This window comes from Marinospirillum sp. (assembly GCF_035271045.1).
GTDB lineage: Bacteria > Pseudomonadota > Gammaproteobacteria > Pseudomonadales > Halomonadaceae > Marinospirillum.
Genome location: NZ_DATESC010000002.1, coordinates 151,260 through 164,365, shown reverse-complemented (window position 1 = coordinate 164,365; position 13,106 = coordinate 151,260). Strand labels below are relative to the sequence as shown.

At 44.1% G+C, this 13,106-nt stretch carries 10 protein-coding genes; 4 read left to right on the top strand and 6 right to left on the bottom strand.

Features of this window, described 5'->3' with window-relative positions:
• Positions 1–6: 6 nt before the first annotated feature.
• From waaA to VJY63_RS01615, 3 genes are read right to left on the bottom strand one after another with little or no spacing between them, the layout of a single operon-like run.
• Positions 7–1,293 (bottom strand): lipid IV(A) 3-deoxy-D-manno-octulosonic acid transferase, encoded by a 1,287-nt coding sequence (gene waaA / locus VJY63_RS01625; protein ID WP_324047977.1) that lies wholly within the window; start codon positions 1,291–1,293, stop codon positions 7–9.
• Positions 1,293–2,714 (bottom strand): bifunctional D-glycero-beta-D-manno-heptose-7-phosphate kinase/D-glycero-beta-D-manno-heptose 1-phosphate adenylyltransferase HldE, encoded by a 1,422-nt coding sequence (gene hldE, locus VJY63_RS01620; RefSeq protein WP_324047975.1) that lies wholly within the window; start codon positions 2,712–2,714, stop codon positions 1,293–1,295. The genes waaA and hldE overlap by 1 nt, the downstream gene beginning before the upstream one ends.
• Entirely contained in the window at positions 2,704–3,819 is a 1,116-nt protein-coding gene (locus VJY63_RS01615; protein WP_324047973.1) for a glycosyltransferase family 9 protein, read from the bottom strand. The genes hldE and VJY63_RS01615 overlap by 11 nt, the downstream gene beginning before the upstream one ends.
• On the opposite strand from VJY63_RS01615, the gene VJY63_RS01610 reads away from it, so the two are divergent.
• The 4 genes from VJY63_RS01610 (at position 3,818) to gmhB (ending at position 8,304) form a co-directional block, all read left to right on the top strand.
• Positions 3,818–4,543 carry a 3-deoxy-D-manno-octulosonic acid kinase gene (locus VJY63_RS01610; RefSeq protein WP_324047970.1) on the top strand — a complete coding sequence of 242 codons (726 nt, stop codon included), beginning with the start codon at positions 3,818–3,820 and terminating at the stop codon, positions 4,541–4,543. The two genes, VJY63_RS01615 and VJY63_RS01610, sit on opposite strands and share 2 nt — an antisense overlap.
• Before the next feature lie 102 nt (positions 4,544–4,645).
• Positions 4,646–5,605, top strand: a complete 960-nt coding sequence (gene glyQ, locus VJY63_RS01605; protein ID WP_324047968.1) for a glycine--tRNA ligase subunit alpha — start codon at positions 4,646–4,648, stop codon at positions 5,603–5,605.
• The gene (gene glyS, locus VJY63_RS01600; protein WP_324047967.1) at positions 5,605–7,671 is read left to right on the top strand and encodes a glycine--tRNA ligase subunit beta; all 2,067 of its coding nucleotides are present in this window, start codon (positions 5,605–5,607) and stop codon (positions 7,669–7,671) included. The genes glyQ and glyS overlap by 1 nt, the downstream gene beginning before the upstream one ends.
• A gap of 90 nt (positions 7,672–7,761) precedes the next feature.
• Entirely contained in the window at positions 7,762–8,304 is a 543-nt protein-coding gene (gene gmhB, locus VJY63_RS01595; protein ID WP_324047965.1) for a D-glycero-beta-D-manno-heptose 1,7-bisphosphate 7-phosphatase, read from the top strand.
• Positions 8,305–8,372: 68 nt separating this feature from the next.
• On the opposite strand, the gene gyrB is transcribed toward gmhB, so the two are convergent.
• The 3 genes from gyrB to dnaN are packed head-to-tail and all read right to left on the bottom strand — an operon-like array spanning position 8,373 to position 13,099.
• Positions 8,373–10,793, bottom strand: a complete 2,421-nt coding sequence (gene gyrB / locus VJY63_RS01590; RefSeq protein ID WP_324047963.1) for a DNA topoisomerase (ATP-hydrolyzing) subunit B — start codon at positions 10,791–10,793, stop codon at positions 8,373–8,375.
• 44 nt (positions 10,794–10,837) lie between these two features.
• Positions 10,838–11,947, bottom strand: coding sequence for a DNA replication/repair protein RecF (recF, locus tag VJY63_RS01585; RefSeq protein WP_324047962.1), 1,110 nt, complete (start codon positions 11,945–11,947; stop codon positions 10,838–10,840).
• Between the two features lie 42 nt (positions 11,948–11,989).
• Positions 11,990–13,099: a DNA polymerase III subunit beta gene (gene dnaN, locus VJY63_RS01580; RefSeq protein WP_324047960.1), complete on the bottom strand. Its 1,110-nt coding sequence runs from the start codon at positions 13,097–13,099 to the stop codon at positions 11,990–11,992.
• Positions 13,100–13,106: the final 7 nt, after the last annotated feature.

The following is a 13,106-nucleotide window of genomic DNA, read 5'->3' as shown; positions in this document are numbered from 1 at the left end:
TTTAGATTAGCGCTGCTGTTTAGGTGAAGCATTTTCAGGCAGCAGGCTTTCAACCAGCAACAACTGTTTACGCAACGCACCTTTGTTAGCTTCAACAACGTACTTGCCAGCCTTACTCATGGCTTGGCAAGTGCTGTTATTTTGCCAAAGGTGCTGCAACAAAGCCGGTAACTCATCTGCCTGCTGCACTTCTTTTAAAGCACCGGCATCACGCAATAACTCAGCAACTTCGCTAAAATTTTCTAAGTGTGGACCAGTAATTACCGGCACACCAACCGCGGCTGGTTCTAATAAGTTATGCCCACCAATCGGTTCTAAACTACCAGCGACAAAAGCTAAATCAGCTAAAGCATACAACAACAGCATTTCACCCAGAGTGTCACCCAAGTAAACCTGTGTACTGGCAATCACGGGCTGTTGTGCGCTACGCCTTGCTAAGCTTAAACCTTGCGCGGCTATTAGCTCAGCTACGGCATCAAACCGCTGCGGGTGACGTGGCACTAAAATTAACAAGGCATCAGGCTGCTTAGTTAATAGCTTTTGATGCGCTAACAGCAAAGGCAAGTCTTCACCTTCATGGGTACTCGCAGCGATCCAAACCGGACGCTCACCCCAGCTTAAATTTTCTTTGAGCGCTGCTAGCTGTTCCGCCACATCCGTGGGTAGCTGTAAATCAAATTTAATACTACCCGTAACCTCAACCCTTGCAGCAGAAAAGCCTAATATTATAAAACGTTCAGCATCATCAGCCGATTTTGCCGCCAGCAGCGCCACTTTATTTAAAGCATCGGCCATTAACGGACGAATTTTCTTATAAGCAATAAACGCTTTAGTGGATAAACGCCCATTAGCAATGATTAATGGCACGCCAGCAAGGTGGCAAGAATGAATTAAATTAGGCCAGAGTTCCGTTTCAAAAATAATCCCTACTTCTGGCTTTAATGTTTTAATAAACCTTTGTGTGTTCCTTGGTAAATCTAGCGGTACTAGAAAATGCTTAGCTTCGGGCAAACGCTGCTTAACTTGCGCTGCACCCGTGGCGGTCATAGTAGTCACCACCAGTTGTTTATTTGGATGACGCTCTTGAAGTGCTTTAAGTAATGGCTCGGCGGCTAATACTTCACCCATAGAAGCACAATGTGCCCAAATAACGGGCTTTTCAAACGGTGATATATGCCCTGCTCTTTGATCTTTTGAAAACGCATCCACCTTCTCACGCGCCATGCGCTTGTTAGCCCAAGGTGAAGCTAAGCTTAATAAAAAGGTATAAATCCATCGCGAAAAATAGGCCATTAATGCTTATCCAAAATAGAACGCACCATCGCCGTAGTAGAAACACCATCCACAAAAGTCAGCACTTTAACTTCACCACCTGCGGCTAAAACGGTATCCGCGCCAGCAATGCTTTCTACTTGGTAATCGCCACCTTTAACCAAGACATTCGGCATTAGCTGGGCAATAATTTTGGCGGGCGTGTCTTCTTCAAAAGGTACAACCCAATCCACTGACTGCAAACCAGCCAACACACGCATCCGGTTATCTAACGCATTAATAGGGCGTGAAGCGCCTTTTAAACGGCTTACTGAAGCGTCTGAATTGACTGCAACGATTAGCCTATCACCCAATTTATGCGCTTCTTCTAGGTAAGCAACGTGGCCTGCGTGAAGTAAATCAAAACAGCCATTAGTGAAAACCACTTTTTCGCCTTTAGTTTTAGCGATAGCAACTAATTTAGCTAAACGCTTCGCGTCTATTACCCCGTATTCCAGCAAAGTATCACTGTGCAGCGCAGTATAAATCTCACCCAAACTCACCGTTGCTGTACCCGGTTTAGCGACCACTAAACCAGCAGCTAAGTTAGCAAGCATCATCGCTTCAGGAAAATCATGCCCCGAAGCTAGCGCCAAACCTAAAACGGCAATAACGGTATCACCAGCACCCGTTACATCGTAAATTTCTTGGGCGCGAGTGGGTAAATGTAGCGGTGCTAAGCCTTCACGTATTAGTGTCATGCCTTTTTCACTGCGCGTAATTAACAAGGCTTCTAGCGCTAGCTCGCTACGCAGTTGTTCGCCTTTTATTTCTAATTCGGCTTCATCTTTACAAACGCCAACGACTGCTTCAAATTCACTAAGGTTAGGCGTTAATACACTGGCTTGGCGGTAAATAGAGAAGTCTTGACCTTTAGGATCAACCAGCACACGCTTACCCGCTTGACGCGCCATTTGAATCATCTGCTGTACTTGGCTTAGCGTTCCCTTGGCATAATCTGAAAGAATCACTAAATCGGTTGTTTTTAAGCCGTCTTTAAAGGCATCTAACAAACTTTGCCCTGCTTCTAATTTTTCTTCAAAATCTAGGCGAATAAGCTGCTGATTGCGGCTCATGATTCTAATTTTAGTAATCGTTGGTTGGTTTTCTGATCGGTCAAATAGTGTTTTTATACCCAGCTGATCTAAACGTGTATCCAACAATTGAGCATTAGCATCTTGCCCCACAATGCCTACCAAACTAGCACCAGCCCCCAGACTAACTAAGTTTAAAGCCACGTTAGCAGCGCCACCTAAGCGATCATCTTGCGTTTGTACTTTAACCACAGGCACAGGCGCTTCAGGTGAAATGCGATGGGTTGCACCCTGCCAATAACGGTCTAACATGACATCACCTGCCACTAAAATAGTGGCTTGCTCGAAGGCTGTAAAATTAACTTTCATTGGTTTTAAATCCTGTAGATTTTTCTAAGTCTAAATCAGTAGCAATAAGGTCTAGTTTTTCTATCACATCTTGAGGGGTAATTAAGCCCATCGCATCCGGGCTTCTAACCCGCTGCCCCCAGCTTAGTGCAGTTAAAGGCTGCTTTAAATATTTTGCAACGGCATCGGGGTAACGATTAACCACATAAGTATCAAACCAAGGACCAGTACGTTTTGGGTTACTGGTAGCATATAAACCCAAAGCAGGTTTGTTTCTGGCTGCAGCCATGTGAATAGGGCCAGAATCAGGTGCTATAACAAGTTCCGCTTTATCAATGACCGCCAGCAAAACTTTTAAGTTAGTTTTGCCGGTTAAATCTAAAATCTTAGACTGGCTATACTTAATAATTTGTGCCGTAGCATTTTTTTCTAATTCAGATTTTCCACCGACTATGACCGTATCTAAACCGTAAATTTGTTTGGCATAATCTATCACTTGAGCAAAACCTGCAAAGTTTTCCCAATTACGCCAATTACGTTTTCTAAAGCTAGAGCAAGGGCTAATCACTAAATACTGACCCAGCCCAGCCACTAGCTGTTGAGCGCTGGCTTGGTCAGCTTCAGGTATGGGAATATTCCACACAGGCTCTGTTTTAGGAACGCCTAAATAATCAACGAAATCCATAAAACCATGCCCAACCTTAGTATTAGGATTGGCTGGAATCTGCTCGTTAACAAACCAGCGCTGGTTGTCTTTAGCTCGCTTTGCATCAAATCCTATGCGGCGTTTGGCCGGAATAAAACGCGACAATACACTGGCTCTAAGCGCAGCTTGCATATGCAACAGCACATCAAACGGCTTACCGTTACGTTTAGCGATAATTGCTTTACGCAATTCGCGCATACCTTTTAAGCCGCTTTTCTTATCGTAAATAAAGAAGTCGACTCCTTCCAAACCAGCCAGTAAGTTATACTCAACACGACCAACAATCCAAGTAATGTTTATTTCAGGTTGCTGCTTTTGCAAAGCGCTAACGGCAGGCACTAGGTTGCAAACATCACCTAATGCAGAAAGCCTCAGGATACACACATCACCAAGATTAAGACTGGACGACAAAGACGGCATGAGCAATTTCCAACAGCTAAAGGATCAGGGACTGATTATTCTATATGACAGTATCCAAATCTCAAAAATCAACGCAAACTGGTTTGATCTTAATTATTGGCAAACCCAACAAGCCGTACTGGGTGGCGCACCGGGTCGCGGCACCAGTTTATTCATTGAAACACCCGTCGGTGAAGCCGTTTGGCGGCATTATCACCGAGGTGGTTTACCAGGGCGTTTAATTAAAGACAGCTATGTTTGGCACGGTTTAGAAAACACCCGTGCTTGGCAAGAATTTAAATTAACCGCCAAGTTGCTTGCAATGGGCTTGCCTGTTCCTACGCCTTTAGCCGCTTGTGTTAAAAAAACAGGTTTAGTGTATTCAGCCGATTTAATGACGCGGCGTATTCCTAATGCTCAACCGTTGCATGATTTATTGTTAACCAACGACCAAGAAAGCCTAAACACATTGCTGCAACAAGTTGGAGAAACAGTCGCTGCTTTTCATGCCGTGGGTTTAAACCATGTTGATCTTAATCCACGTAATATTTTAGTAAGCTCAACTTTAAACCCATCACTGACCCAAGTGTGGTTGATTGACTTTGACCGCTGTCAGTTAACACAGCCTAAGCTAGCATTAGCAACCAGCAATATTAACCGTTTAGCTAGGGCGCTGACTAAGTTAGATGCCCAACAATCCAACGCTTGGCTCAAAAGTTTTATGGCAGGCTACACGCTGACTTAATTCAGAACCTGAAAGCTAAAAAAGGATAAGGTATAATCTTACCTATTCACCTGTATTCATTGATATACACCTCCATTCACCGATGCAAGGGCAGTTTTGACCATGACTTTGTCAACGCCAGATGTCTCAACTTTTCAGGGCTTAATTCTTGCCCTACAACAATACTGGGCCGATCAAGGCTGCGTAATTTTGCAACCCCTTGATATGGAAGTAGGCGCAGGCACTTTTCACCCTGCCACTTTTCTTCGCGCTTTAGGGCCAGAAACGTGGAACTCGGCTTATGTGCAGCCTTCGCGCCGCCCAACCGATGGCCGCTATGGTGAAAACCCTAACCGCCTACAACACTATTACCAGTTTCAAGTGGTGATGAAACCTTCGCCTGAAGACCTTCAAGAACGTTACTTAAATTCATTACGCATGATGGGCATTGATCCTTTAGTCCACGATGTGCGTTTTGTTGAAGACAACTGGGAATCGCCTACGCTAGGTGCTTGGGGTTTAGGTTGGGAAGTATGGCTAAATGGCATGGAAGTTACCCAATTCACCTATTTCCAGCAAGCGGGCGGCATTGAATGCTACCCAGTTACGGGTGAAATCACTTATGGCTTAGAGCGCATCGCCATGTATTTACAAGGCGTAGACAGCGTTTACGACCTAGTTTGGACACTAGACCCACAGGGCAACCCCGTGACTTACGGTGATGTATGGCTACAAAACGAACAAGAGCAAAGTGCTTATAACTTTGAATACGCTGACGTTGATGCTTTATTTGGCTGGTTCGATCAGTGTGAAAAAGAGTGCAATAAACTGTTAGCCGCCAAGCTGCCTTTACCGGCTTATGAACAGGTGTTAAAAGCCTCTCACACCTTTAACTTACTGGATGCGCGTCACGCGATTTCAGTCACTGAACGCCAACGCTTTATTTTACGCGTGCGTACTTTGGCAAGAGAAGTGGCGCTGCTGTATTTTAATTCACGCCGTGCGGCAGGTTTTCCGCTGGCACCCAAACAACTTGCCGAAGAAGTCTTAGCGCAACTGGCTGCTGATGAGGAGAAAGCCTAATGGCAACTGCTGATTTACTGTTGGAATTAGGCTGTGAAGAACTGCCACCGTCCTTACTAAAACCCTTATCCGAAGCCTTAGCCACCAGCGTTACAGCCGGTTTAACTGAAGCAGGCGTACCTTTTAGCAGCACCGAAATTTACGCCACACCACGCCGTTTGGCAATTATCGTTAAAGCACTAGCTAGCTATCAGCCCGATCAAGTCATTGAACGCCGTGGCCCTGCCTTAGCAGCAGCCTATAAAGACGGCGAACCTAGCAAAGCAGCGTTAGGTTTTGCGGCTTCTTGTGGTGTTGACATGGCTAGCTTAGCAACCTTAGAAACTGACAAGGGTAGCTGGTTAGTTTTTCGTGCAACGCAACAAGGCCAAGCCACCACTAACCTTCTACCAGCAATTGTTAATAAAGCTTTTGCTAGTTTACCCGTACCCAAACGGATGCGTTGGGGTGCTAGCCGGATTGAATTTTCACGTCCAGTGCATTGGCTGGTTATGCTACATGGCAACCAAGTTGTGCCTGCCCAAGTCATGGGTTTAACGGCTGACCGTATTACCTATGGCCACCGTTTTCACGCCCCTGAAGCAATGCAATTAACTGATCCCAGCGCGTATTTAAGCAGCTTAAAAAGCGCTAAAGTCATGGCTTCTTTTGCTGAACGCCGTGAAGTCATTCACCAGCAAGTATTAGCCGAAGCCGTTGCCCATCAAGCCACTGCGGTGATTGATGAAAACTTGCTGGATGAAGTGACTGGCTTAGTTGAATGGCCGGTGGCTTTAACCGGAAGCTTTGAAGAACGCTTCTTGGAAGTACCCGATGCTTGCTTAATTTCTTCCATGAAAGCTAACCAAAAATATTTTCACATGGTGGATGCTAAAGGCGCTTTACTGCCGTTATTTACCACCATTTGTAACATTGAAAGCCGTGATCCTTCAATCGTTATTGCGGGTAACGAAAAAGTTATTCGCCCCCGCTTAGCCGATGCGGCGTTCTTTTTTGAATCGGATAAAAAGACTCCGCTTGCCAGCCGTTACACTGGTTTAGAAACCGTTGTTTTTCAGCAGCAGCTTGGCACTTTGGCAGACAAAACCCAGCGTGTTAGCGTGGTAGCACAAGCCATTGCTGCACAAATTCAAGCCGACCCTAAGCTAGTTGAACGTGCAGCGTACCTAAGTAAGTGCGATTTAAACACCGAAATGGTTTTAGAGTTTCCAGAACTGCAAGGCATTATGGGTGAAGCTTATGCGGCTCAAGACGGTGAAAATACCCAAGTTAGCTTAGCGTTGCGCGAACAGTATTTACCACGCAACCCCACCGATGCACTACCTACTTCACCTGTGGGTATTTGTATTGCCTTGGCAGATCGCCTTGATACGCTAACCGGCATTTTTGGTATTGGCCAAAAACCAACCGGCGTTAGAGATCCTTTTGCCTTGCGCCGTGCTGCACTTGCCGTGTTAAACATTTTGGTTAACCGCCAACTAGATTTAGACCTTAAAGCATTGATTCAACTCGCATTAAAACAGCATAAAAATCTACCTAAAGCCGCTGAAGTTGAAAATGCGTTGCTTGAATATATGTTGGATCGCTTCCGTGCTTGGTATCAAGCACAGAACATTGCTACCGGCGTATTCTTAGCCGTGCGTGGCCGTGGCGTTACTCATCCACATGATTTTGACCGTCGTATGCAAGCCGTTGCCAGCTTCAGTAAGCTTGAAGAAGCCGCTGCTTTAGCCGCTGCTAACAAGCGAGTTAACAACATTTTAAGTAAGCAAAACTATTCTGCTACTGCAGAAATAAATACTCACTTGCTGACCGAAGCCGCTGAAGTGGAATTGGCTAAACAGGTTGCAGATAAAGCCATTGAAGTCGCGCCTTTTTATGCACAAGGCGATTACCAAGCAGCGCTACATTGCTTGGCAGGCTTGCGTGAGGCTGTTGATAACTTCTTTAATGACGTAATGGTCATGACAGACGATGAAGCAGTTAAAAGCAATCGCTTAGCTTTACTGGCTTCTTTACAAGCGCTATTTATGCACACCGCAGACATAGCACAACTGCAACAGTAACCATTGATGAAAAAAAAGAGGGGGGCTTAACGCTCCCCTTTTTTTATAAAAGAAAGCTCTATTTAATCGCAATAAATACTTAGAAAAAGCATGCTAAAAAAAATATTAATACTCGACCGTGACGGTGTCATCAACCAAGATTCTGATGCTTTTGTTAAAAGTGCCAAAGAATGGATTCCACTGGCAGGATCAATTGAAGCCATCGCCAAGCTTTATAAAGCAGGCTGGACTTTAGCCGTTGCCACTAATCAATCCGGTGTTGCGCGCGGTAAATTTTCTCAGCAAGATTTAGATGAACAACACACCAAAATGTTAAGGCTAATACGTGCGGCTGGTGGCGATTTACACTACATTGCTTGGTGTCCACACGGGCCAGATGATGGCTGTGCTTGCCGTAAACCTAAAGCAGGTTTGCTGGATCAAATTAGCCAAGCCTTAAATTTAGACCTAACGGGTGCAATCATGGTTGGCGATGCCTTGCGTGATTTACAAGCGGGTCAAGCCAAAGGTTGCCAAGCCGTATTAGTACGCACCGGCAAAGGCGAAAAAACCTTGGCAGACGGTCAGGGATTAGACGCTGTAAAAGTAGTTGCCAATCTTGCTGAATTGGCCGAACAATTACTAGCTTGCTAAAGTGAGCCATTAAAAAAAGCCCCGAATTTTTTAATTTTGGGGCTTTTTATTGCTAGCGGTTTGTCTAACTAAACGTCTAGGTTAGAAACAGACAAAGCATTGTCTTCAATAAACTTACGGCGCGGCTCAACTTCATCACCCATCAAAGTGGTAAACATCATATCCGCTGATACCGCATCTTCAATAGTAACTTGTAACATACGGCGTGTTTCAGGGTTCATGGTAGTATCCCATAACTGCTCAGGATTCATTTCACCCAACCCCTTATAACGCTGAATATTAACGCCTCGACGTGCTTCAACCATCATCCAACTTAACACTTCTTCAAAGCGTTTTACTGGCTGTTTTTTTTCGCCACGCGCAAGGTAAGCACCGTCTTCAATCAGCCCATCCATTGCTTGACCATAGGCTCTTAACGCAGCGTAATCAGCTGATTTAAAAAAGTCTTTGTTAAATACATAGTCGGTTGGCACACCGTGTGCAATGACTTCAGCAGCAGGTAAGAAAAGTCCGCGCTCGCTATCTTCAACAATGTGCATCTGCACTTGTGTCGTTTCACTGGCAGCCTTAACCACAACGCTTTCTAGGTTTTCTACCCAAGCGGCCACTTTTTGTTTGTCTTTTAAATCTTCAACATCTAATGTTGCAGCATCAATCATTTGCGTTAACACAAATTCTGGATAAATTCTGGATAAACGCTCAATACGCACTCGAGTTGCACGGTAGTTAATGACCAATTTTTCTAATGCAGGACCAGAAAGACCCGGCGCTTCAGGATTTACGTAAAGTGAAGTTCCTTCTAAAGCCGTTTGTGTTAAATATTCTTCTAAAGCTGCCTCGTCTTTTAAGTATTGCTCGTGCTTACCACGCTTAATTTTATACAAAGGTGGCTGTGCAATAAAAATGTGCCCACGCTCGATTAGCTCTAGCGTTTGGCGAAAGAAGAAGGTTAGCAACAAAGTACGAATGTGTGAGCCATCCACGTCAGCATCCGTCATAATAATAATGGAATGGTAACGTAATTTATCGGCATTAAATTCTTCACGACCAATACCACAACCCAATGCCGTAATCAGCGTGCCGACTTCAGCAGAAGAAAGCATTTTATCAAAACGCGCTTTTTCGACGTTTAAAATCTTACCTTTCAATGGCAAAATCGCTTGAGTTCTACGGTCACGCCCCTGCTTGGCAGAACCACCAGCAGAGTCCCCTTCCACCAGATAAATTTCTGAAAGTGCAGGGTCTTTTTCCTGACAATCAGCTAATTTACCGGGTAAACCAGCAATGTCTAAAGCCCCTTTACGGCGTGTCATTTCACGCGCTTTACGTGCGGCCTCTCGTGCCCGTGCAGCATCCAGCATTTTACCAACAATCGCTTTAGCTTCTTGAGGAAACTCAAGTAAATAGTCAGTAAACGTTTTACCCATTTCTTGCTCAACAGCAGTTCTTACTTCAGAAGAAACCAGCTTATCTTTAGTTTGTGAAGAAAACTTGGGATCAGGTACTTTCACTGAGACAATGGCGGTTAAACCTTCACGCGCATCATCGCCTGTCGTGCTAACTTTAGCTTTTTTAGCCAAACCTTCTTGCTCTATGTACTGATTAAGCACACGGGTTAACCCACCCCGAAAACCAGCTAAGTGAGCACCGCCATCCCGCTGTGGAATGTTATTGGTATAGCAGTAAATATTTTCTGAATAACCATCGTTCCACTGCATAGCAACTTCAACATTTACGCCATCCTCTTCACGCTGATGACTAAAATAGAACACCTTACCTAATGTTGTTTTATTAGTATTTAAATGGTCAACAAAAGCTTTCAAGCCACCTTCATAGTGAAAAATTTCGTCACGGCTGGTGCGCTCATCATGCAGCGAGATTCTTACACCTGAGTTTAAAAAAGACAATTCACGCAAACGCTTAGCTAAAATCTCAAAACTGAATTCAATATTATTAAATGTTGCAGGTGAAGGGCGAAAACGCACCAAAGTACCTGTTTTTTCTGTAGCACCAACAACGGTCAGTGGGGCTTGTGGAACACCGTGTTTATAAACTTGTTCGTAGACTTGTTTTTCGCGCCAAATCGTTAACGTTAATTCTTCAGACAAAGCGTTAACAACTGAAACACCAACACCGTGCAAACCGCCAGAAACCTTGTAAGAGTTATCGTCAAACTTACCACCAGCATGGAGCACTGTCATAATAACTTCAGCAGCCGATACGCCTTCTTCTTCATGCATATCAGCAGGCATACCACGCCCATCGTCAGATACACTGACCGACTCATCGTGATGAATAATGACTTTAACCTCACTACAGTGGCCTGCTAAAGCTTCATCAATCGAGTTATCAACCAACTCAAAAACCATGTGGTGTAAACCAGTGCCATCGTCGGTATCACCAATGTACATACCTGGTCTTTTACGTACTGCGTCCAACCCTTTCAGCACTTTTATGCTGGTTGAGTCATAGGAATTATTTTCGCTCATTACCCACTCCCATTAATTCCTAGGTATCAAAAACACTTTATTATTTACTTGTTACCAAGGTATGGCTTTGGACTGATTTGTCCATGTTCCACGTGAAACCATGAAATATTTACTGGCTTTTGCCACCCATCAGCAAGTGCTTTAGCATCAACGCCAGTAATAAATACCTGCCCTGATTGTTGCTCTAACACGTCACAAAAAACAGCTCGATGCTGCCGATCTAATTCAGCGGGCAAGTCATCAATTAAATACACACATTGCTTACCCCTAATCTTTGATAAAAGCGCTCCTTGAGCAAGCTTTAAAGCAGACACCACAAGCTTTTGATGCCCGCGCGATAAAACGTCCATTGCAGTATAGCCATTAATAGCGACACGAATGTCAGCTCGCTGCGGGCCGACTTGTGTAAAGCCCTGCTCACGGTCTTTAACCCTAGCGGCCAACAAAGACTCAGCAAGGCTAAGTTGCTTATCCCAGCCGCGCTGAAAGTTAAGCGTGAAGTCTTGCGATTTAAGAAACTTTTCTAACAAATGGGCAAATAATGGTTTTAATTGTGCTAAGTAAGCTTGCCTAAGCACAGTGATTTGCTCGCCATTAATGGCTAATTCTTGCTCCCAAAGCTGCAATTCTAAGTTGTCTATTCTATCACGCCTAAGCAGGCTATTGCGTTGTTTAAGCGCTCTTTGAAAACGTTTCCAACAGTGAATAAAACTGGGTTCAACGTGAAATACGCCCCAATCTAAAAACTGACGACGCTCTTTAGGGCTACCTTCTAACAAACAAAAAGCATCGGGATTAATAAGTTGCACAGGCAGTGTTGCTGTTAACTCCGCAACACTCGTCGATTTTTGACCACGAAATAAAATCTCAGTAGCTGCACTTTGCTGATTGCGCTGAATTCCCAGCGAATAGACATTTGACTCATCGGCTTTAACTTGTGCAAAAATAGTAAATTGCTTAGCCGAATGACTGATTAAATTATTCAGTTTTTTACTGCGAAAAGAACGCACTAAACTCAACAGATAAATCGCTTCTAATAAAGACGTTTTACCGCTGGCATTTTCACCCACCAGCACATTAATGCCTGCTGCTGGTTCTAAGTCAGCAGCGGCAATGTTGCGAAAATGCGTTAGGTTAAGCCGTTGAATGGTCATTAAAAAGACAGCCTGGATTACAAATAGCAGGCTGATAAACGATTAAAGACGCATCGGCATAATGACATAAAAAGCATCGCCACCACCGGCGGCTTGAATTAAAGCACTGGCACTGGGTGTAGAAAGTGCAATTTGTACTTGTTCGACTTGATCGCCGATATTATCCATCACATCAACTAAGTAACCCACATTAAAACCAATGTCTAAAGGTTCACCTTGATAGTCGATATTCATACTTTCTTCGGCTTCTTCTTGATCCGAATTTTTAGCAATCAACGTCAAAGTACCATTCGTTAATTGCAAACGAATGCCTTGCAGTTTTTCATTAGCTAAAATACTAATGCGTGACAACATCTTACGTAGCATTAAACGATCACAAGTCACTAATTTATCACTTTGACGAGGAATAACCTGCTCATAATCGGGATAGCGGCCTTCAATGTGCTTAGAAACAAACGTCGCATTAGCCATATTCACTTGAAAATGCTGCTCGCCAAAAATTAAGGTTACGGGTTCTTCAGTCGCATCTAATAATTTCGCCAAATCATTAACGGCTTTAGCAGGCACAATCATGCTGGATTTATTAACTTCGCCTATTTGTACCGCAGCATCTGCCATCGCTAAACGGTGACCATCCGTTGCTACTGCTCTTAAACGATCCGTCGCCAACTCAAAATACATACCATTTAAATAAAAGCGCACATCTTGACGCGCCATTGCAAAATCATTACGACGAATTAAATTTAATAACTGATTTTGCGGTAATACAACTTGATGCTTAATAGGACTAAGCTGCATGGAAGGAAATTCTGAAGAAGGCAGCGTTGCAAGTACAAAACGGCTACGACCCGACCTCACCATAATGCGTTGTTCATCTAGGGTAAATTCTAGCAGCGCACCTTCACTTAACGAGCGGCAAATATCAGAAAGCTTTTTAGCAGGAACAGTAATACTGCCGCCAACGTCTAAATGCTGCAAACCCAAGCGCCAAGTCAGTTCTACTTCTAAATCTAAACCCGTTAAGGTCAAGCCATGCTCATTAACATCAAGACGAATATGAGCAAGAATAGGTAAAGTGGGACGGCGAGCCACAACACCTACCATAATTGAAAGAGGGCGCAACAATGTTTCACGGGATACGGAAAATTTCATCTTCAAA